18 protein-coding genes are annotated in these 20,133 nt (G+C 55.5%); 10 read left to right on the top strand and 8 right to left on the bottom strand.

Annotated elements, in window-relative coordinates; translation table 11 throughout:
• The first annotated feature begins 7 nt into the window (after positions 1-7).
• The gene (gene gpsA, locus LZP73_RS18405) at positions 8-1,024 is read left to right on the top strand and encodes an NAD(P)H-dependent glycerol-3-phosphate dehydrogenase (protein ID WP_234236395.1); all 1,017 of its coding nucleotides are present in this window, start codon (positions 8-10) and stop codon (positions 1,022-1,024) included.
• A gap of 139 nt (positions 1,025-1,163) precedes the next feature.
• Complete coding sequence (locus LZP73_RS18400; RefSeq protein WP_234236394.1) at positions 1,164-2,348, top strand: NAD(P)/FAD-dependent oxidoreductase; 1,185 nt, start codon at positions 1,164-1,166, stop codon at positions 2,346-2,348.
• A 31-nt stretch (positions 2,349-2,379) separates the two neighbouring features.
• Here LZP73_RS18400 and LZP73_RS18395 read toward each other — a convergent pair whose 3' ends face one another.
• The 3 genes from LZP73_RS18395 to LZP73_RS18385 form a co-directional block, all read right to left on the bottom strand.
• Positions 2,380-3,063, bottom strand: coding sequence for an HD domain-containing protein (locus tag LZP73_RS18395; RefSeq protein WP_234236393.1), 684 nt, complete (start codon positions 3,061-3,063; stop codon positions 2,380-2,382).
• Positions 3,064-3,148: 85 nt separating this feature from the next.
• Complete coding sequence (locus LZP73_RS18390) at positions 3,149-3,610, bottom strand: GNAT family N-acetyltransferase (RefSeq protein ID WP_234236392.1); 462 nt, start codon at positions 3,608-3,610, stop codon at positions 3,149-3,151.
• A gap of 17 nt (positions 3,611-3,627) precedes the next feature.
• Positions 3,628-4,041, bottom strand: a complete 414-nt coding sequence (locus tag LZP73_RS18385; RefSeq protein WP_234236391.1) for a rhodanese-like domain-containing protein — start codon at positions 4,039-4,041, stop codon at positions 3,628-3,630.
• A 196-nt stretch (positions 4,042-4,237) separates the two neighbouring features.
• Between LZP73_RS18385 and LZP73_RS18380 the strand changes: the two genes are divergently transcribed.
• The 4 genes from LZP73_RS18380 (at position 4,238) to LZP73_RS18365 (ending at position 7,726) form a co-directional block, all read left to right on the top strand.
• Positions 4,238-5,107 (top strand): LysR family transcriptional regulator, encoded by an 870-nt coding sequence (locus LZP73_RS18380; protein WP_234236390.1) that lies wholly within the window; start codon positions 4,238-4,240, stop codon positions 5,105-5,107.
• 158 nt (positions 5,108-5,265) lie between these two features.
• Complete coding sequence (locus LZP73_RS18375; protein WP_234236389.1) at positions 5,266-5,730, top strand: NlpC/P60 family protein; 465 nt, start codon at positions 5,266-5,268, stop codon at positions 5,728-5,730.
• Between the two features lie 163 nt (positions 5,731-5,893).
• Positions 5,894-6,427, top strand: coding sequence for a molybdopterin adenylyltransferase (gene mog / locus LZP73_RS18370; protein ID WP_234236388.1), 534 nt, complete (start codon positions 5,894-5,896; stop codon positions 6,425-6,427).
• A gap of 270 nt (positions 6,428-6,697) precedes the next feature.
• Positions 6,698-7,726 (top strand): LacI family DNA-binding transcriptional regulator, encoded by a 1,029-nt coding sequence (locus LZP73_RS18365; RefSeq protein WP_234236387.1) that lies wholly within the window; start codon positions 6,698-6,700, stop codon positions 7,724-7,726.
• A 92-nt stretch (positions 7,727-7,818) separates the two neighbouring features.
• Here the strand turns inward: LZP73_RS18365 and gtfA are convergent, their stop codons facing one another.
• Entirely contained in the window at positions 7,819-9,321 is a 1,503-nt protein-coding gene (gene gtfA / locus LZP73_RS18360) for a sucrose phosphorylase (RefSeq protein ID WP_234236386.1), read from the bottom strand.
• 261 nt (positions 9,322-9,582) lie between these two features.
• Between gtfA and LZP73_RS18355 the strand changes: the two genes are divergently transcribed.
• The 3 genes from LZP73_RS18355 (at position 9,583) to LZP73_RS18345 (ending at position 14,621) form a co-directional block, all read left to right on the top strand.
• Positions 9,583-10,803: an MFS transporter gene (locus LZP73_RS18355; protein ID WP_234236385.1), complete on the top strand. Its 1,221-nt coding sequence runs from the start codon at positions 9,583-9,585 to the stop codon at positions 10,801-10,803.
• Positions 10,804-11,069: 266 nt separating this feature from the next.
• A complete protein-coding gene (locus tag LZP73_RS18350; RefSeq protein WP_234236384.1) occupies positions 11,070-13,466 on the top strand; it encodes a TonB-dependent receptor domain-containing protein in 2,397 nt (798 codons plus the stop codon).
• A 135-nt stretch (positions 13,467-13,601) separates the two neighbouring features.
• Positions 13,602-14,621 (top strand): carbohydrate kinase family protein, encoded by a 1,020-nt coding sequence (locus LZP73_RS18345; RefSeq protein ID WP_234236383.1) that lies wholly within the window; start codon positions 13,602-13,604, stop codon positions 14,619-14,621.
• Positions 14,622-15,127: 506 nt separating this feature from the next.
• On the opposite strand, the gene LZP73_RS18340 is transcribed toward LZP73_RS18345, so the two are convergent.
• Positions 15,128-15,328 carry a hypothetical protein gene (locus LZP73_RS18340; protein WP_234236382.1) on the bottom strand — a complete coding sequence of 67 codons (201 nt, stop codon included), beginning with the start codon at positions 15,326-15,328 and terminating at the stop codon, positions 15,128-15,130.
• Positions 15,329-15,478: 150 nt separating this feature from the next.
• Here LZP73_RS18340 and LZP73_RS18335 point away from each other — a divergent pair, with 150 nt between their 5' ends.
• A complete protein-coding gene (locus tag LZP73_RS18335; protein WP_234236381.1) occupies positions 15,479-16,486 on the top strand; it encodes a GlxA family transcriptional regulator in 1,008 nt (335 codons plus the stop codon).
• A gap of 38 nt (positions 16,487-16,524) precedes the next feature.
• Here LZP73_RS18335 and LZP73_RS18330 read toward each other — a convergent pair whose 3' ends face one another.
• The 3 genes from LZP73_RS18330 to LZP73_RS18320 all read right to left on the bottom strand — a co-directional run bounded on the left by LZP73_RS18330 (position 16,525) and on the right by LZP73_RS18320 (position 20,043).
• Positions 16,525-17,661: an ABC transporter permease gene (locus LZP73_RS18330; RefSeq protein ID WP_442800762.1), complete on the bottom strand. Its 1,137-nt coding sequence runs from the start codon at positions 17,659-17,661 to the stop codon at positions 16,525-16,527.
• 79 nt (positions 17,662-17,740) lie between these two features.
• Entirely contained in the window at positions 17,741-18,475 is a 735-nt protein-coding gene (locus LZP73_RS18325; RefSeq protein WP_234236380.1) for an ABC transporter ATP-binding protein, read from the bottom strand.
• Positions 18,472-20,043: an alpha/beta hydrolase gene (locus LZP73_RS18320; protein WP_234236379.1), complete on the bottom strand. Its 1,572-nt coding sequence runs from the start codon at positions 20,041-20,043 to the stop codon at positions 18,472-18,474. Before LZP73_RS18320 ends, LZP73_RS18325 begins: the two co-directional genes overlap by 4 nt.
• Positions 20,044-20,133 lie beyond the last annotated feature (90 nt).

Genomic DNA, 20,133 nt, shown 5'->3' with positions numbered 1-20,133 from the left:
TTAAAGCATGAAAAACTCTGCCGAAATTACGGTATTGGGGGCGGGCTCTTATGGCACCGCCCTCGCCATTTCTTTGGCCAGCAACGGCCACAAGACCCTGTTATGGGGGCATGACCCTGACAAGTTGCGCCTGTTGGCCGACGAGCGCTGCAATCAGGCCTTTCTGCCCGGCATTCAATTTCCCGATTGTCTGGAAATCGAAGCCGACTTGGGCAAGGCGCTGGCGGCCAGTCGCAATGTGCTGCTGGTGGTCCCGAGCCATGTGTTCGGAGAGGTATTGGCCCAGGCCAAGCCGCTGCTGCGCAGCGATGCCCGCATCGTCTGGGCCACCAAAGGGCTGGAACCCGAAACAGGACGTTTGCTGCAGGATGTTGCCCGCGATGTATTAGGCGAGCAATTTCCCTTGGCTGTGCTGTCCGGGCCCACCTTCGCCAAAGAGTTGGCTCAGGGCCTGCCGACGGCCATTTCCGTTGCCGGGACTTGTCCTGCGTTCACCCAGGATCTGGTGGAGTTGCTGCATAGTCCCAAGCGTCTGCGTGTCTATGCCAACGATGATTTCATCGGCCTGCAACTGGGCGGCGCCGTCAAGAACGTCATCGCCATAGGTGCCGGCATGTCCGATGGCATAGGCTTCGGTGCCAACGCCAGAACGGCACTGATCACCCGCGGCTTGGTCGAACTGACCCGTCTGGGTGAAGCCCTGGGCGCCAATGCGGCCACCTTCATGGGCATGGCAGGTTTGGGCGATCTGGTGCTGACCTGTACCGACAACCAATCCCGTAACCGCCGCTTCGGTTTGGCGCTGGGTAAGGGCTGTGATGTCGACACTGCCCAGGCCGAAATAGGCCAGGTGGTCGAAGGCTACCGCAACACCAAGGAAGTCTACACCCTGGCGCACCGCCTCGGGGTTGAGATGCCGATCACAGAGCAGATCTATCAGGTGCTCTATGGTGGTAAATCGCCGGTGGATGCCGCCAAAGAGTTGCTCAGCAGAGAACAGAAATCGGAAACACCCGCGTCCTAGCATGGGGGTGATGCTGAAAAGAACAAAGGGTGCTAGAATAGCGCCCTTTTTTGTGGGCGAAATTTGAGCAGTTTTGTGTTCGAATCGCCGTCAGGGCCGACAAGTTGAACTCGTTTATTTTTACGTTTGGAGCAGTGCAGTGAAACATCATGAGGTTATTATCATCGGCGCCGGCGCGGCAGGATTGATGTGCGCAGCCACTGCGGGTTACCGAGGTCGTGATGTGCTGCTACTGGACAACGCCAAGCAGGCCGGCCGCAAGATCCTCATCAGCGGCGGTGGCCGATGTAACTTTACCAATCTGAGGGTCGAGCCGGGCAATTTTCTCTGCGGCAACCCGCACTTCGTCAAATCGGCGCTGGCCCGTTACCCTTCGGGGCAATTTATCGAGCTGGTGGAACGTCACGGCATAGAGTATCACGAGCGGGATCATGGCCAGTTGTTCTGCAACGACTCGGCCAAGGAGATAGTGCAGATGCTGCTGACCGAATGCGACTGGGCCGGGGTGACCATCAAGCTGCGCACCGAGATCCTGGCCGTGGTCAAGACGGCGGCGGGCAAGTTCGAACTCAATACTGCCAATGGCCCCTTGAGCTGCGATTCGCTGGTGATCGCCACCGGCGGCCTGTCCATGCCCAAGTTGGGCGCCACGCCCTATGGGTACCAGCTCGCCGAGCAGTTTGGTCTCAAGGTGTTGCCGACTCACGCCGGCCTGGTGCCTTTTACCTGGCACAGCGAAGACAAGCTGCGCTTCGAGCCCCTGTCGGGCATAGCCGTGCCCAGCCGCATTACCGCCAAAGATGGCACTGCCTTCAGCGAAGCCTTGCTGTTTACCCACCGCGGCCTGTCGGGACCGGCGATACTGCAGATCTCCAACTACTGGAAGGCCGGTGAGACCATAGAAATCGACCTGTTGCCGTCACTGGATGCGGCCCAGGCGCTGGAACAGCAATTGGCGGCCCATCCCAGGCAGAGCCTGCGCAACACCCTAGGTCAGTGGCTGCCCAAGCGCCTGGTGGAAGTGCTGTTCGCCGAAGCCCTGTTGGATAAGGCCCTCAATCAGCTGCTGCATGCCGAGCGCGCTGGCTTGGCCGACAGCCTGCATCGCTGGACTGTGCTGATGAACGGCACCGAAGGCTACCGCACCGCCGAAGTAACCCTGGGCGGCGTCGACAGCAACGAGCTGTCATCCAAGACCATGGAAGCCACCAAGGTGCCTGGGCTGTATTTCATCGGCGAAGTCATGGACGTCAGCGGCTGGCTCGGTGGCTTCAACTTCCAGTGGGCCTGGGCCTCGGGCGTCGCCGCCGGTCAGGCCGTATAGTCGCTATGCTCTCTGTCGGAGACCGGCGTTTTCACAATGCCAGGCCGCCGATGCTTTCAGACGCGAGCGCTTCGGTAAACTCTCTGGCCTCGGCCACTCTCTGTTTGGCTAGCTCTCTCGAGCTTGGGTAGAGGAGTTTGGCCGGGAGTTCACGGTTGAACTTTGAAATCGATTCAAGCGCATCAGGCAGGTCCTTGGCCCATCTATGGCGGGATGTGACTGAGATGATCCTGGCTATGCCTATGTTACCCAGAAAATCCAGGGTGTCGGCATCATGGAGTACGCGGGCCGTTTCACTGTCGTTTGGCGTGGAATAAAACATATGGGACAGTATGCATCTTTTCACCTCCCGGATTTTCTCCATTGGAAATCCGCTCTGGTCTAAGATCTGTTCCACATGCTGCGCCGCCACTGCCGCGTGGTCGGCGCCGGCCGTCTCATAGGGCTTGAAGACCCCGATATCGTGCAGGAATGCGGCGGCGAATAACACGTCATAGTCAATGTCGAGCCGTTCCGCTGCTGCTATCCGTTTTGCCAGCAGATAATCCCGCTCACTGTGAGCCAGGCCCCAGGCGGAATGTTGCAGTTTATCTACGGCAAACCGGTAAACCCTCTGTTGCCATGGCTTGGATAAGTCTATTCCGCTCTGGGTGGTGGCAGCGTAACCTGCGCCCGACATGAACAAGGTTGCGAAAAACAGCAGCAGGTATTTCATCTTCATCTCTCTTGTGTTTTTAAGTGGCATTGCGGTCCCGATTTTTGCAATGCGCCAGCTGTGGTTAATATCATCCAGTAAGCGATCACTGTGGCGATAACGGCCAGAAGAAGCGTTGCTTCTCACGGCAGCTGGCACCGAGTCCCAGGTAGAAGCCTATGGCCGATGCATTGTCACTTGGGGTTTGCCATTGGATGAGCGCGATGCCGTTTTCTTTGGCATAACATTCGAGCCTCTGCATTAATTCCAGGCCTATGCCCCGACCTCTGGCGTCTTCTCTGAGATAGAGGCAGTCGAGGTACAGATACCAGTCCATATCCCAGGTGGAGAACTGTTTTGTCACCGAAGCGTATCCGAGTAACTCCTCTTTTGACTCTACAACGAACAGAGTCAGTGGCAGCCTTGTCGGGTCGCTTAAACGTTCCCCTTGCTTGATGACTCTCAGTTTATGGCCTTCATATAGCGCGTGTTCTTTCATCAGGCCTAATAAGGCCTCGCCATCCATGGCGGTCGCGGTGCGAATGTGGTGTGTGTTCCGGATCAGCATTTGGGTATCCACTCACATTAACTTTGGGCTTCGGCCACCCGACGATTGACCGGATAACGTTCGAAATCTTCCCAGTAATGAATGCCGCCGATCATCTCCTTGACGGCAAATCCCAGCGCCGAAATTTTTAACGCGGCCCGGGTGGCACCGTTGCAACCCGGTCCCCAGCAATACACAACGAAGCGCGTGTCTTTGGGGTATTTTGCCATCGAGGCCTGGTCTATCTCTGCGTGGGGCAGGTTGTGCGCGGTAATGGCATGGCTCTTCTCGAAGGCTTCCCGGGAACGCACATCCAGTAATACATAGTGCCTGGTGTCAGCTCTTATGTCGGCGTACACATCCGAACAATCGGTTTCACAGGCGAGTTTTGTGGCAAAATAGCCGTGCGCATTGGCGGCTTGGCCGGGAAAAGCTTTGGTCTGGTCTGACATAGAGTGATGCTCCTGGCAATCTGTTATTCGGTCACTATTGGGTGATGCCGGACTAATCTAACCTGTGTGCTGCGAGCTTAAAATTCACCTTGGCTGAAGCCTGAGTTCATGAGAAATGAATGAAGTGGCAGGGGCTTTGGCTGTATGCTGGGAAACGTGCGTTTGGAGTAATCATTTTCAGTATCGGGAACTGACCTTGGAATTTTATCATTTGCGTTCATTCGTTGCCGTGGCACAAGCGGGTAACTTAACCCTGGCGGCCAAGCGGCTGTATACCACCCCGCCGGCGATCAGCGCCCACATCAAGGCACTGGAAGAAGAGCTGGCAACGCCTCTGTTTATTCGCTCAAGTAAGGGCATGTGTTTGACGGACAAGGGGCGAATATTGCTCAAAAAAGCCCAGCATACCCTCGACAGTGCCCTCGAACTCGTCAATACGGCCGCAGAAAACCAGCATGAAATCATGGGAACATTTCGCGTGGGCATCAATCTGTCCGCAGAGCTCGTCAGGCTGGCCGAATTGGTCATGAACCTGAGGGAAAATTGTCCGGGCATCGGCCTGGATGTGCATCCTCTGTGGAGCGGCAAGACCCTGGAGGGCATTCGGGCCCATACCTTGGACGGCGGTTATATCTATGGCGAGGTTCCGGAGGATATGGCTGGTATCCAAGTAAAACTGCAGGCGATCACCACGGTCGCACCCAAGGATTTTGATGTGAGTGATGTCAGGACCGCCGGTGATCTCTGCGCTTATCCCTGGATAAGCATGGGCAAGGACTGCCCCTTCGAAGCTTTCCTCGCCGAGAAGCTGGGAAACGATCTTGCTTCTGTGGTGAAAAGCGCAGATGAACGGGCTCGGCTGGAGCTGGTAAAGAGCGGCATGGGGCTGAGCTTTCTTGAGTTGGAAGAGGCTCGTCGGCAGGAGCAAAGCCAGGCATTGCAGGTGATTTCAATACTGGACTTTCATGCTCCCCTGTACTTTGTCGTTGCCAAGAGCAGGGCAAATGAGCCGATAGTGCGTGCCATGCTGCAGGAGATCAGAATTCTGTGGGAGCTGGCTATCTAGCAGATATCTCGGCAGCGGGCTGCCAATGTCCTAAACGCGCCGAGATCAGCGATTATGTGTCCAAGAAGCAGCTGGACCGCAAACGTACCTTGCAGCACTTTGGCCATGGAGACCTTGGCCTGGTTATGCAGGGCAGAACACCAATAATAGAGTGTCCAATGAAGTCAGTCATACCCCTTGTTTTCATCCTCCTGTTGCAGACAATACTGGCTGGTTGTGCCGGCAAACCTGAGGCGCCCAAGGCTGTACCAATACAGAGCCCGTTGAAGGCTTTATTGGCGCTGCATGAGGAATGGCAGGGGGTGCCCTATCGTTTCGGTGGCAGCAGCAAGCGCGGCATAGACTGCTCGGCGCTGGTGGCCCTGGCCTTGAAGGATATGCTGGGGAGGCAGCTGCCGAGAACCGTTGCCGAGCAGCGCAGGTTAGGCAAGGAAGTGCCCCGCAATGAGCTGCAAAGCGGCGATCTGCTGTTCTTCAAGACGGGTAGCTCGAGCCGGCATGTGGGCATCTATCTGGATAAGGACAGATTCCTCCATGCTTCGACCAGCAAAGGGGTGACCATTTCCAGCCTGCTCAATCCCTACTGGGCGGCCAAGTACTGGGTGGCGAAACGCCTCCGGTAGCCTGGCACTCTTTCAGGCCCGGAGCGCCCCCAAAGGGGAAGATTTCCCTGTGAAGGCGCACACAATCGCAAACCAATTATGCTATTTTAACGGCCGGCAATGAGTGTTGTTGCCATGATTGCCCGGCTAACGGATAAGTTGAATAAGCAGGAGATAGAGTGACATGGATAAGGCGAAAATAGGCATAGTGACTGTCAGCGACCGGGCCAGTGCCGGCGTGTACGAGGACCTCTCCGGGCAGGCGATCCTGGATACCCTCAAGGCCTATCTCACTTCCGAGTGGGAGCCGGTATACAAGGTGATCCCGGATGAGAGGCAGCTGATCGAGAATACCCTGATAGAGTTGGCCGATGATGTGGGCTGCTGCCTGATAGTCACCACAGGCGGCACAGGGCCGGCCAAACGCGACGTGACCCCGGAGGCGACCGAGGCCGTATGTGAGCGCATGATGCCGGGATTCGGTGAGCTGATGCGCGCCGAGTCGCTGAAGTTTGTGCCCACAGCGATACTGTCGCGCCAGACTGCCGGCTTGCGCGGCCATAGTCTGATAGTCAATCTGCCCGGCAAGCCCAAGTCGATCCGCGAGTGCCTGGATGCCGTGTTCCCAGCCATTCCCTACTGCATAGATCTGATGGAAGGGCCCTTTTTGGAATGCGATCCTGAGGTGATCCAGGCGTTTCGGCCCAAGGCCAAATAATCTTCAGCTGCCAAGCCGAGCGTGCCTGGATGCGCTCATTTCTCGCCATCCCATCTCCCTGTATTCAGCTGGAGCCGATGGCAGGGGGCGCTTGCGTGTCATGCGCTGCATCTGTGCCCGAGACGCTGCGGCCCAAGGCGTAATAACCTGATATCTGCCATTCCAGCCCTTGGCATTAACCTGGATTTGCAGGTGCGTGACCCATTTAAGGCGTGTACTATTTGCGCTGAGCCGTACTTTTGTGGCCTTATTCGACTCCAGGAAATAAGCATGACAACAAAACACTGGACCCTAAAGAGCATAGCCAACGAGTTGGGTGTCTCTAGTGCCACAGTTTCCAACGCGTTTAATCGCCCCGACCAACTATCGGAAAAACGTCGTAACGACATTTTGGCTGCCTGCACTAAGCTGGGCTATTTCGGGCCGAATAAAGCGGCTCAGTCCCTACGCAAGGGCAAGTTTGATACTGTGGCCTTGGTATTGTCTGACAGCGTGGAATATATGGTGTCCGATCCCGTCGCCAGTAAATTTATGAAGGGTGTCGCCTCGGTTTTGGAGCAGGAGAAGCTGAATTTACTGCTGTTTTCGGGCAGTTCCGACAGCGTGAACGCGGTCGCCGACTTTGTGGATGGCTTTATCTGTTATGGTCGCCCGCGCAATGCCCTGTTGGCCGAGCAGTTAAAGCAGGTCAAGAAAAAGGTCGTCACGGTCGACTTTGATATCCATCGCAATGCGTCTGTGGGTATAGACAATAAGTCAGCCGCCTATGAAGTGGCGAAACTGGCATTGCAGTCGCCTGCGGATAATGTGGCTATTTTGGGGCTGCGTTTGCTCGATACCCACTTAACTTGCCGAGTTTATGATTTGAATTTGCTGGAGATAGATACCTCTATCGCCCATCAAAGGTTGCAGGGTTACTTGCAAGCGATCGCAGAAGCAGGTGTTGTACTGGGGCAAGACAGGATTTGGAATATCCCGGAGAGCAATGCCGACTATGCGGCGATAGCGGCAAAAGAAGCGCTGAACTCGACTCCGCGTCCGAATGTGTTTTTATGTATGAGTGACTTAATCGCCCTGAGTGTGCTCGATGAAGCACAGGCCATGGGGCTGAGTGTTCCCGAACAAGTGCGAGTGGTGGGCTTTGATGGCATAGATGAAGGCATGCGCTCCAATCCGCCGTTAACCACTGTCTACCAATACTCTGAGCAGAAGGGCCGAAAAGCGGCGCAAATGTTCGTCAGTGATGCAGTGCATGCGGAAGTCTTGGGCTATGAGTTGCGTCTGGGCAAGAGCTGCTAGCAGCTAATCTCTTAACTAAGAAGGCGCATTGAATGCGCCTTCTTGCTATCTGCCGACTAGGTCGTTCGGCTTACACTCAAGTTCGGGCAGGCTCAGACTTGAGATTGCGCCAGCAGCCTTGATAACGACACCTGCGTCTCTTGGCCTTGCTCATCCAATAGCATGATTTGGCCATCCTTATTGGTAAAGTCGAGCGTGAGACTCGCCCGAGAAGCTGCCGCAGCCCAAGATAGGGTCAAGGTGTGCTCCGCCGATGCCCCAGCTTTATTCGATGTCATGGTAAAACGGCCATCGAAGGCTGGGCTGCTGTTACGCAGTTTAATCAGCTTCGTTAGCGCCTTGACTACGGGTTTCTGTAACCCTTGCTGCACCTTTTCTGGGGTCAAGTAGGGCCGATTGATGTCGCGACCCACCTGGGTGTTGTTGAGCAGTGCCATATCGTTCGGCATCGCCAGCAGACCCGCGTAATACACCTGCGGAATACCAGGTGCGAAAAACTGAATCGCCCGCGCCATCAAATAATCCAGGTCATTCTGACCGAGGGCATCGTAGTAGGTGCAGTTGATCTGGTACAAGTCGACGTTGCTGGCGGCGGCACCCGTGGCCTGTAGACTCTCGCCCTTGCTGTTGTCGTGTATGGTCTCAACCAGATTATCGATTTGATTTTCGGTCAATAATCCGCGCAAGCCATCCATGGGGCCGACATCTATGATGCCGATGCCGTCGTGGGTGTCGAGCACGGTAATGCAGTTGCGCGGCGCCATTTCGAGCCAATGGGTCAAGGCTTGGCAATCTCGGCTGAACAGCGTGTGCAATATGAGCGGTGGCAGGGCGAAGTCGTACACCATGTCTACCCGTTTCGCGATTTCGACCTGAGTCATATGGTGCGAATGGATTTCGGCCAGAGTAGTCATGCCCAACTCATTGGCTTGCTTGGCCAATTTATCCACAAACTCGAAGGACTCTTCAATCATAAAGCAACTGGTGCCGGGCTTCTTAACCGCATAGCCAGCGGCATCCAGGCGGATCAAATTGACTTTACTGTGGTCGAAACGCGCCAGAACCCGGTTTAAATAATCTTTACCCGCGGCCGAGTTGACGTCGATATCGATTTGATTGCGGGTAAAGGTGGTCCAAAATTCTTCGGTCGAGCCATCGGCTAAGGTGTAAGTGCTGAAACAACTGCCCGGACGTGGACGATAGATAGCGGATTGATCTTGCTCGCTTAATCCCTCGGGGAATACCTTGTCTTTGGTTAGAAACAAATCCCAGTAAGCCGATTGCTTGCCGTGCTTGAGCACGTCTTTAAATTCTGGCGACTCGGCGGACATATGGTTAACGATAAGGTCGGCCATGATGTCGTAGTCATCACCAATGCGTTTAACGTCATCCCAATTGCCTAAGCGTGAATCGACTTGTACATGGTCTATGGGATCGAAGCCCGCATCACTGCCGTCAATGGGAAAATAGAAAGGCAAAAGATGCACGCCGCCGAACAGGCCTTGCAACTCGTCATCGAGCAGCGCTTTGAGCTCTTTGAGCCCTGCATTGCTAATCCTGTCGACATAGGTGATCAGTTGCACTTGATTTTTCATACTTTGCCCACGCTTGAGTTGTCTTTCCAGAGTAAAGGTTTATGGCGATCTTTTAATTGATTTGCACAACCAAACTTAATCGATTAAGTTGTATGTTTAACCAATGTGAAACATTATTCAAGTGGTTTGTTGGATTTTTGAGTTAGTCTCAAGTTTTGGGGGAGGCTGGCTCGTTGCTGTACATAAAAGCCGAAACCCTTGCAGTATGCTGTCACTAGCGGCTGAGAGCGAGTAGGTATAATAACGATAAGGTGAAATGGTATGGTAAGTGATTCAAAAGGTTGCGATAAGCGTAATCATACCCGTATTCGGGTACTCACATATTTGATGTTTTTCATGTTCGCTATGACCTCGGATGCCGTGGGCGTCATTATTCCAGAGTTGATATCCCAGTTTGGTTTGTCCATGTCGCAGGCCAGTGCTTTCCACTATATGCCTATGATTTTTATCGCGATTAGTGGGCTGTTTTTAGGCTTCTTGGCGGATAAGATAGGGCGTAAGTTAACCATTCTATTGGGGCTGTTATTATTCGCGCTCGCCTGCTTCATGTTCGCGCTGGGGGAATCTTTTTACTATTTCCTGTTTCTGCTCGCCTTTGTCGGCACAGCGATTGGTGTCTTTAAGACGGGCGCGCTCGGGCTTATCGGCGATATCTCGGCCTCCTCAAGACAGCACTCGAGCACTATGAATACTGTGGAGGGCTTCTTTGGTGTCGGCGCCATGATAGGGCCGGCCATCGTCAGTTATTTACTGATCAGCGGCGTCTCTTGGAAGTACTTGTATTTTGGGGCGGGTTGCTTCTGTTTGGTGCTGTGTTGGCTAGCCTTCCGGGCGGATTATCCACAGATTAAGCGTTCCTCCACTGACGCCATTAACCTTGCCAGCACCTTTAGGATGATGAAAAACCCTTATGCATTAGGGTTTTCTCTCGCGATAGGCTTATACGTTGCGACCGAAGTGGCGATTTACGTGTGGATGCCGACCTTGCTGCAAAGCTATCAGGGCGATTACGCCACTCTGGCCGCCTACGCCCTGACGATCTTTTTTACCCTGCGTGCGGGTGGCCGCTTCTTGGGTGGCTGGGTGCTCGAACGCTTCCCCTGGCAGCTGGTGATGTTCTGGTTTAGTTTTGCGATAAGTGCTTGTTACCTTGGGTCGATGATCTACGGTATTGAGGCCGCCGTCGTCTTGCTGCCCTTGTCTGGGCTGTTTATGTCCATGATGTATCCCACGCTTAACTCCAAGGGAATTAGCTGTTTCCCTGTGGATCAGCATGGCTCAGTGGCCGGGGTGATCTTGTTTTTTACTGCCGTGTCCGCCGCCGCAGGGCCCTTGTTGATGGGCCTGGTGGGCGACATCTTCGGCCATGTTAAATATGGCTTCTACCTCGCCACAGGTTTTGCCATTTTGTTGTGCCTCCTCAGCGGATTTAACCTGGCCAAAGATCCGGCACGCCATTTGTTGGCCTTAGATGTGCACTAATTTGGGCTGCGGCAGAAAATATTTTTATGTCACATTTCTACAATTAATCAATGCCTTGACTTAATACACCCAGAGTGTGAACCAAAACTGTGCAAAAAACGCACTTGCTTTTTGTGGCTAAGTTGCTAGCTTGTTAACTTAATCGATTAAGTTGATTCAATGTGACTTTGAATGATGACTGAGATGATTCTTCGATTAATCACAATTCGGTAGATGCAGCCATGGGGAGAGTGGGCTGCATCTCACATATGGGTGGGGACATAAAAATGATAAAAAGCACATCACAGAAATTCTTGTTGAGTACATTGGCCGTGTTGGTGAGTTCTCACCTTTGGGCTGCCGAAGCACCACAACAGCAAGACGCCAAGAAAGACGCGCTGGGTTTGGAAAGAATTGCCGTGACTGGGGTTGCCCGCGGCACTCGTGTCATGGACTCGAGTGTGTCAGTGAGCAGTGTGTCACTCGCCGAGCTTGAAGTGAGCTCGCCACGTTCATCGGCCGAGGCATTTCGTATTATTCCTGGGATGAAGGTTGAATCTACGGGCGGTGAAGGTAATGCTAACATTGCCGTTCGTGGTTTACCCGTGGCGTCTGGTGGCGCCAAGTTTCTGCAAATTCAAGAAGATGGTTTGCCAATCCTGCAGTTTGGCGATATTGCCTTCGGTAACTCAGACATCTTTTTGCGCTTGGACTCTACAGTGCAAACTATTGAATCTATCCGTGGCGGCTCGGCATCGACCGCAGCCAGTAATGCGCCCGGCGGCATTATCAATGTGATCAGTAAAACAGGCACCTCTGATGCGGGCAGTGTTTCTGCCACCTTGGGGCTGGATTACGACACTTTCCGTACCGACTTTGAATACGGCACCAGCATCAACGACAGCCTGCGTTTCCATGTGGGTGGTTTTGTGCGTACGGGTGAAGGCCCACGCGAAGCCGGCTATAACGCCAACAAAGGCGGTCAGATCAAAGCCAATTTAACCAAAGAATTTGATAAGGGCTATGTTCGCCTGTATTTCAAACATTTGGATGATAAAAGCATAGGTTATTTACCTATGCCCATGTACTCGGATGGCAGTTCAATCCCGGGTTTTGACGCTAAATCCGATGCGATTCAATCCGCTTATTTCCAGTCAACCTTGAGCTTGGGTGCCGATGGCGAACGTCGTCGTGGCGATATGCGCGATGGCATGAATCCTGTGGTCGATTCTGTCGGCTTGGAGGCGTCCTTCGATCTGGGTAACGATTGGCAGGTGGAAAACCGTTTCCGTTTCTCCGATGTGAGCGGTAACTTCATAGCGCCGTTCCCCGCCGAAGTGGCAAACGGCAGCGATATCGCCACCAGTATTGCCGGCACCGGCGCTAAGCTGATTTACGCCAACGGGCCGAACGCGGGCAATGCTATGGCCGGTTTAGCCATGCGTATCAATACCTTTGATGTGAAAATGAATGATTTTGGCTCGATCGTAAACGATCTGAAGTTAACCAAAACCTTCGACGACACCAGCGTGACCTTGGGTTATTACAATGCGACCCAAAACATCGGCATGAGTTGGATGTGGAACTCCTATCTGATGGAAGTGAAGGGCGACAACGCCGCGCTGCTGGATGTGGTGGCCGCCGATGGTACCTCTTATTCCGACAATGGCCTCTATGGTTATGGCGTGCCTTACTGGGGAAATTGTTGCCAACGTAATTACGCTACCGACTACAGTATTAAAGCACCTTACCTCGCATTGGCATCGAATCTTGGCGACTTGTCGCTCGATGCCAGTGTGCGTTATGACAGCGGTGATGCCAGCGGTTATTACGCAGGCAGTGTGCAATCACAGGTGGATATGAATCTCGATGGGGTGATTTCCATCCCTGAGCAGAGCGTGTCTTCAATCGACAATGCCAATCCTCAGCCAGTCAATTACGATTGGAGCTACACCTCCTATTCATTGGGTGCTAATTATAAATTTTCCGGTGATTTAGCCGCCTTTGGTCGCTTGAGCCATGGTGGCCGCGCCAATGCCGATCGCTTGTTATTTGGCAAGGTGCGTGCCGATGGTTCGGTGGCGAAGGAAGATGCGGTGGATATCGTTGATCAATACGAGTTGGGTGTTAAGTACCGTCACAATGATCTGTCGGTGTTTGCGACTGCGTTCTACTCAGAAACCGAAGAGCAAAACTTTGAAGCCACCAGCCAACGTTTCTTCGACCGTAAGTACAAAGCCAAAGGTATCGAAATCGAGTCGGCGTATTTTATCGGCGACTTCGACTTTAGGGGCAACCTAACCTGGACAGATGCCGAGATAGCCAAAGATGCCTTGACGCCGGAAGTGGTCGGCAATACCCCAAGAAGACAGGCTGACTTTATCTACTCTTTGATGGGACGTTACAACTTTGACCAAGGTTCAGTGGGGGCCAACTTAATCGGCACCACAGATTCTTATGCTCAGGACAATAATGACTTAAGTTTTGATGGCTACAACCAAGTCAATGCCTTTGCGACCTACAATCTGACCGGGGCCATGAGTGTGTCCTTAAACGTCAACAATTTGTTTAATGCCACGGGCCTTACCGAAGCGGAAGAAGGTTCAATCCCAGATAACAATATCATCCGTGCCCGTACCCTCAATGGCCGCACAACCAGCCTGACGCTTAAATACGAGTTCTAAGCTGATGTTGCTACAGAAACTGTTGCTACAGAAACTGTTTTTACAGGAAAAATGCTAAACCCAAAACAGCCCATGAAAGTGGGCTTTTTGCCCGATACAGAACACAGAATATAGAATGACAAGGTTGGAAGGAATATGAAGGTATTACTCAGTTTCGGTGAGGTGTTAGTGGATTTGCTGCCAACCGATGCCACGGGCAAGCAGCATCAGCCGATTGCCGGCGGCGCGCCGGCAAACGTGGCCGTGGGTTACGCTAAACTCGGCGGCAAGAGTTATTTTGCCGGTGGCATAAGCACAGATCCATATGGCGTCATGTTAACCGCCGCCTTGGCGGAGCAGGGGGTGGCGACCGATTATCTTGCCGAAGTGCCGGGCGCGCCTACGGCGACGGTGCAGGTTTATTTGGATGAACAGGGTGAACGCACCTTCGAGTTCAATCGCAATGGCACAGCAGATATGCGCTACAGCAAACAGCATTTCGACACTATTCCATGGCAGGGGATTGATATCTTTCACCTTTGCTCTAATACCTTTACCGAAACTGCTCTCTTCAACACCAGCCTTTACGGTGCGCACTGTGCCAATGCGTTCAATAAGTTAGTGAGTTTCGATGTGAATCTGCGTTTATCCCTGTGGCAGGATACTTCTCTGTTGGCCGAGCGGGTCGAGCGGTGTTTCAGCCATACCCAAGTGCTGAAGATGAGCCGTGAAGAAGCCGATTATTTAGCGCTGGCGCGGGATAAAAGTTTAGCGCGGGCGCGGGAAATGAGTCTAGCAGAGGCGCGCAGCAGCAGTGGCAAGAATAGTTTTGAAGATTATCTGCAGTTCTGCCTCGCCCAAGGGGTTGAGGTGATTCTGGTCACAGATGGCGCCAATCCTGTGCAATGCATCAGTGCGCGGCAAAGGTTTAGCGTACCAGTCCCCCAAATTGCTGCCGTAGATACCACGGCCGCGGGCGACAGCTTTATCTCTGGTTTCCTGTTCGCCTTAGGCTTAGAGCTCGAATACGATCTCGAACACTTAACCCTGCTGCAAAGGTTAGAAAGCAGAGCGCACTTAGAGGCTGCCGTGGCATTTGCCATCCGCTGCGGCGCCATGACTTGTGGGCAAAAGGGCGCGTTTCCCGCCTTGCCGACACTCGCGCAGATCGGTTAAACGTGACTCCATTAACCATGACATCCAAGTCGGGCCGTGAGTGTCTGTGCGGCCCAAGGCAAAATCACTGCAAGCCTCGGCAGCTTTTAACACCTAAGCCACTAATGTATAAGCCATCAGCGCTCTAGCCATCAGCACCCAAGCCATTAGCACCCAAGCCATTAGCACTCAAGCCGTTAGCACCCAAGCCATTAGCACTCAAGCCGTTAGCACCCAAGCCATGCCGCGTCGGCGGCATCAGCAAAACATCAGCTTTTCATCAGCTTCAACTCAGGCTTTCTCCCCGCACTCGGCTTAGTCTCTGGCCGTACTGGTCCTCCCGCCTGGGCTGGTGGCCGGTGAATCAATCGGCATGAATACAGCCGGGTCCAACGCGCCCGGATAAGGCCCAGATAAGGAGAGTCTCGATGCGAGCAGGGTTAGGTTTCTTGATGTTGTTATGGAGTATAAGCATGGGGGCCGCCGCTGCCGCCCAGGCAGAAGGTGCCAGCGACAGCGACCGGGTGCTAGTGGCGCTCCGGCCGCTTGCCCAGATACAGGGCGGAGAGGCCGGTCGCCAACAGCAGCGAGGGAATGGCGACCAGGTGGGCGAAGACGTTGGGCTCTATGGCGAAGTTCAGCCATAGCAGCAGCGACCAGCTCAGCAGCAGGTAACCCAGGCTCAGCAGTCTGTAAGTGTGGCGCGTGGCGGTGACGTATTTGGACATGACAGGCTCCTTAATGGCTGTACCTCAGATGCATCGCCAGTATAAAAACTGGACAATGTAACCGGGAGTGGCATTATTGACATTAATTGGGTGATAAGTGACATTCGTGTGTGCCGGCACCTAAGCTGGCTAGGTCATGGAGTGGGTTAGATGAAGAAGATACTGATATTGGCGGCGAACAATTCGGTGGCCGGTGGCTTGGTCGGCTTTCTCGATGTGTTCAGTTTCTGCAATGCCTATTGGCGCAGAGCGAACCCCGAGGTGCAGGAAGACTTATTCCACTGCCAGCTGGTGTCCCACGATGGCCGGGCGATCGTGACCAACCAGGGCATAGCGTTGCCTGCTGTGGGGCTGGAACGACCGGAAGATATCCTGGCCGCGGATGCGGTGATCTTGGGGTCGGCATTCGTGACCAATAAGGCCGAGTTTCAGGCCTATCTGAGTGAATTCGAGTCTTTCTTCGCGCCTCTGGCACTCTTTGCCCTAAGCGACAAACCGATAGCCGCCTACTGCTCGGGTACTCTGGTGCTGGCCGCTTCCGGTCTGCTCGATGGCCGGCAGGCGACCACCGTCTGGTGGCTCGCCGAGATGTTTCAGCGCAATTTCTCCAGGGTGCAGCTGCGCCTGGATAAGCTGGTGGTGTCGGACGGTCAGTTTCACACCGCAGGGGCGACCACCTCCAACCTGAGCCTGGCACTGCATCTGGTGCAGCTGCTGGCGGGGGAACAGTTGGCGAGCCAGATGGCGAAGATACTGCTGATAGATCCCAACAGAATTTCCCAGCAGGCCTTCATGTCGATGGCGCTCGATCTTGACAGCCATAAGGACACTCTGGTCGGCAGGGTACAGCAGTGGATGCAGAAGCATCTGACCCAGACCCTGCTGCTCGATGATATCGCCGCCCAATTTGCCGTAGGCAAGCGCACCCTGATCCGCCGTTTCAAGCAGGCGCTCAATGAGACTCCCGCCAGCTATCTGCAGCGGATGAGGGTCGACGAAGCCAAACGTCTGCTGGAAACCACAGAGCTGGCCTTGGAGGAGATAGTCACCCGGGTCGGCTACGAGGATGTCAGTTCCTTCAGGAAGCTCTTCATCCAACTGACCAGCCTGTCACCCAGGGCCTACCGGCAGAAGTTCAACACCCGGCATGGCCAATGACGGCGCGGCGCCCTTGGCCTAGGGCCGGGTGTTGAGCCTTAGAGGCCGAAGATCACCTTCTCACTCTTGAGGGATCTCTCCATTCCCAGCGCCAGCGCCAGGGCGAGAGCCAGGGTGGCAAGGGAGGATACCAGCAGCTGCAACATGGGGATCTCCCGCCCCTTGATGAAGGCCATCAAGGCCTGTTGCTGACCCGAGACCGGCAGCCATTGCAGGGCGTCGGGGGCTATGTTGTAGCTGGCCGCCATCGACAGCGCCAGCGGCACGAACAACACCATGGTCAGGTAGGACTGGGCCTCCTTGAAGGTCTTGGCCATGAAGGACACGAACAGCTGCATGCTGGCGGCCATCAAGGCCACCGGCAAGCCTATGGCCAGCATCAGCACCATGAATTGCGGGCTGATGCTGATGCTGAATCCCAGCTCCTGCCAGGGCACCAGGGTGTAGGCCAGCTTGGACACCAGCAAGATCAGCACCAGCCCCAGCATGGCGAACAGGGTCACGGCGATGATCTTCGACAGCACCAGCTGACGGGTCGACAGAGGATGGCTGAGCAGCAAGGCCAGCGAGTTGCGTTCGCGCTCGCCGGCACTGGTATCTATCGCCAGGTTCATGCCCGAGATGAATACCGAGTAGATCATGGTGAAGATGGCGATGCCGAGTATCATCCCGCCCTTGGAATCCGGGGTGGCCTGATCTTCCAGGTTGACCTGCAGCGAGCGCACGACCCTGGGATCTATGCCGCGGGCGACCAGTCGCAGGCTGCCCATCTCGCTGCTGTAGGCCTGCAGCTGGGTCTGCAACCTGCGGATGGAGGTCTGAAGTTTTTCGTCTGAGTTATCTGCGATGATGGTCACCTGGGCGGATCTTGCCTTGGCCATCTGCTGCGGGTAATCCTGGCTGATCACCAGGCGGATCTTGGCGGCGTCCTCGCTGTCGCTGTGGTTTATGCCCTGATTGCCCAGGTACCTGACAAGATCCGGCGCCCTGTCGGCGTTGCTTATCTTGATGTCCAGATCTTCCGGGCTGGCGAGCTGGGCTATCAGCACCATGAACAGGGCACACATCACAAGTGGCGTGCCTATGGCGTAATAGAGGCCGGCCATCACAGAGCGTTTGTCCCGCGCGGCATCCAGCAACTCCTTGCGCACCAGGGTCAATAACTTACTCAACATGCTGTAATTCCTTCGTTTGTATCAGGCCTGCGAAAGCTTGGGGCTGCCTTATGCCCTCCAGGGCGCAGTGACTCATGCATCATGCCGCTATGCCCTCGTCCGTGCCTATCAGCTGGATGAAAGCTTCCTCGAGCGAGTCTTTACCCGTTTGCCGGCATAACGCCGCCGGGCTGCCGACGGCCACTACCTTGCCGCCGGCCATGACGATCACCTTATCGCACAGGGCGGCGACCTCCTGCATCACATGGCTGGAGAAGAGCACGCAATGCCCCTGATCCCTCAGGTCTTTCAATATGTCGCGCAGCAAGCGGGTGCTCATCACATCCAGGCCGCGGGTGGGCTCATCCAGTATTATGTTGCTCGGCTGGTGGACTATGGCCTGGGCCAGCGCCGTCTTCATTCTCTGCCCCTGGGAGAAGCCCTTGCAGCGCCGGTCGGCGATATCCTGCAGGTGCAGCCTGGTGATCACCCTGGCGGTGGCGTCCCAGGCCTCGGCGCGGCCCATGCCGCTGAGCTCGGCGAAATAACTTATGTACTCCCTGGGTGTCAGGCGTTCATAGAGGCCGAAGGGATCCGGAAATAACCCCAGTTGTTGCTTGGCCCCCAGGGGATCCTTGGCCACGTCTATGCCGTCGATCTCGGCAGTGCCGCTGTCCGGGGTCAGGAGGCCGAACAGGGTGCGCAGGCAGGTGGTCTTGCCGGCGCCGTTGGGGCCGAGCAGGCCGGTGATCTGGCCATTGGCGGCGTCGAAGCTGAGATCGGCCAATGCCTGTACCTCGCCTATATGCTTGGTTAAGTTGGATACCCGGATCATGGTTGCTCCTTGGCGGGGCCGGCCGCCGCCGTTTGTTTGCCGGCGCTGGGAATCGCCTCGACCGTGCTGGCATTGAGGTAGAAGCTGCGGCGCACGTCCTTGCTCAGGCAGTCGGCGTCGAGATCCTCGAGGGAGCCGGACTCCACCAACTGGGCGACCAGGTTATTGCCGCAGGACTGAAAGGCCACCCCATGGGTGGCATGGGGGGCGATGAAGTGTTTGGCGTGGGTGAGTCTCGCCAGCGCCAGTTCACCCCAGCTCGGCGGGGTGGCGGGATCCAGCTCGCCGGATAACACCAGGGTCGGCAGATCGCTGGCGATGGGCTCGGCGAAGTCGGCGCTTGCGGCCGGGATTTGCCACACGGCGCAGGTCTGGCTCAGGCCGTCCAACATGTCGCGCCCGATTCGGGACGCCCGGGTCCTGGCTTTGAGTGCCGGGGTCAGGCGCTGCATGTCCTCGCCGCACACCACTGAGGCATGCATGCCCATGGCCATACCGGCGCCGTCCAGCGTCAGGGCATACAGGCCGAGTATCGGCTGATAATTTTCCCTGGCCGCCTCATGGATCGCATGGGGCAAGAGGGCGCGGGTGTTGGGCATGTACAAAGCCATGCGGATGGCCCCGAGGAACTTGCCCAGGGTCATGGTCAGTGGCGTCGGCTCGCCCGTGAGCGGATCCCGGCTCTGGCTCAGGTTGGGCGCCTTGGCCAGGCGGGCTTCGACCTGAGTGAGATCGTCTGCCAGGGTCGGGAACTGGGCCTGGCAGGCGCGGGTCTCACGACAGTCCCGCAGCAACAGCTCGAAGGCCCTGTCTATGGCGCCGGCGATGGCGAGCACGCTTTGCTGCATGGGCACTACGCCGTCCAGGGTGACGCTGGCCAGATGCTCCGGATAGCGGCGCATATAGAGTTGTGCCATGCGGGTGCCGTAGGAAATCCCGTACAGGTGCAGCTTGTCATAGCCCAGCTTGCGGCGCACGAGTTCGAAGTCGGCCAGCGCCTGCAGGCTGCCGTATTGGGTGACATCTGCGTCCAGCTTGGCCAGACAACGGCTGGCCTCTGCGCCTATGTCCAGTGCCGTGTCGTCCAGTGCCAGGGGCTCGAGTGTCGGATCCGAGTCGCAGTTGAGTGGATGGGATCTGCCCGTGCCGCGCTGATCTATCAGCAGTATGTCTCTCTGCTGGCGCACCTTGGTGAAGATGCGGTCGAAATTGGCGGCATTGTCGATCGCCGACTGCCCCGGGCCGCCGGCGATGGCCAGCAGGGCTTCCCCAGGATGACTCTGCTTGATCGCCGGCAACACGGCATAATGTATGTCTATCTGCCGCCCGGCCGGCTTGTCCGGGTTTTCGGCCACAGTGATGAAGCCACACTTCAGCCTGTCGGCCAGGCCTTCGACATAGCAGCTGGCGTCCCCGGTTTCTGTGCCCGTGGTGGTTGCCTCCGCCCAGGCCAGAGGCGCCAATACCAATGCTTGGGCCGACAGCAGGGCGAAGAGGCCGATGGCCCCCTGGCTGCGTCTGGATAAGAGGTACGCCTTGCTGACGTTGGCTGACTGGCTCGGGTGCATGTCCCATCCCCTTGAATCTATGGTGAAATGAATTATTTTGCAATTCTATCAGTAGTTTAATCAGTTGTAGAGGCTAATGCCCACTGGGGG

It is taken from the genome of Shewanella sp. AS16, from assembly GCF_021412365.1.
Classification (GTDB): Bacteria; Pseudomonadota; Gammaproteobacteria; order Enterobacterales; family Shewanellaceae; genus Shewanella; species Shewanella salipaludis.
Note: the sequence above shows the minus strand (reverse complement) of the source record. Positions and strands in the feature narration are given on the sequence as shown.

Coding starts and splice junctions, on each gene's coding strand:
- gpsA (WP_234236395.1), top strand. CDS start 8: ATGAAAAACTCTGCCGAAATTACGGTATTGGGGGCGGGCTCTTATGGC.
- LZP73_RS18395 (WP_234236393.1), bottom strand. CDS start 3,063: ATGAAATACCTGCTGCTGTTTTTCGCAACCTTGTTCATGTCGGGCGCA.
- LZP73_RS18390 (WP_234236392.1), bottom strand. CDS start 3,610: ATGCTGATCCGGAACACACACCACATTCGCACCGCGACCGCCATGGAT.
- LZP73_RS18385 (WP_234236391.1), bottom strand. CDS start 4,041: ATGTCAGACCAGACCAAAGCTTTTCCCGGCCAAGCCGCCAATGCGCAC.
- LZP73_RS18375 (WP_234236389.1), top strand. CDS start 5,266: ATGAAGTCAGTCATACCCCTTGTTTTCATCCTCCTGTTGCAGACAATA.
- mog (WP_234236388.1), top strand. CDS start 5,894: ATGGATAAGGCGAAAATAGGCATAGTGACTGTCAGCGACCGGGCCAGT.
- LZP73_RS18365 (WP_234236387.1), top strand. CDS start 6,698: ATGACAACAAAACACTGGACCCTAAAGAGCATAGCCAACGAGTTGGGT.
- gtfA (WP_234236386.1), bottom strand. CDS start 9,321: ATGAAAAATCAAGTGCAACTGATCACCTATGTCGACAGGATTAGCAAT.
- LZP73_RS18355 (WP_234236385.1), top strand. CDS start 9,583: ATGGTAAGTGATTCAAAAGGTTGCGATAAGCGTAATCATACCCGTATT.
- LZP73_RS18350 (WP_234236384.1), top strand. CDS start 11,070: ATGATAAAAAGCACATCACAGAAATTCTTGTTGAGTACATTGGCCGTG.
- LZP73_RS18345 (WP_234236383.1), top strand. CDS start 13,602: ATGAAGGTATTACTCAGTTTCGGTGAGGTGTTAGTGGATTTGCTGCCA.
- LZP73_RS18340 (WP_234236382.1), bottom strand. CDS start 15,328: ATGTCCAAATACGTCACCGCCACGCGCCACACTTACAGACTGCTGAGC.
- LZP73_RS18335 (WP_234236381.1), top strand. CDS start 15,479: ATGAAGAAGATACTGATATTGGCGGCGAACAATTCGGTGGCCGGTGGC.
- LZP73_RS18330 (WP_442800762.1), bottom strand. CDS start 17,661: ATGTTGAGTAAGTTATTGACCCTGGTGCGCAAGGAGTTGCTGGATGCC.
- LZP73_RS18325 (WP_234236380.1), bottom strand. CDS start 18,475: ATGATCCGGGTATCCAACTTAACCAAGCATATAGGCGAGGTACAGGCA.
- LZP73_RS18320 (WP_234236379.1), bottom strand. CDS start 20,043: ATGCACCCGAGCCAGTCAGCCAACGTCAGCAAGGCGTACCTCTTATCC.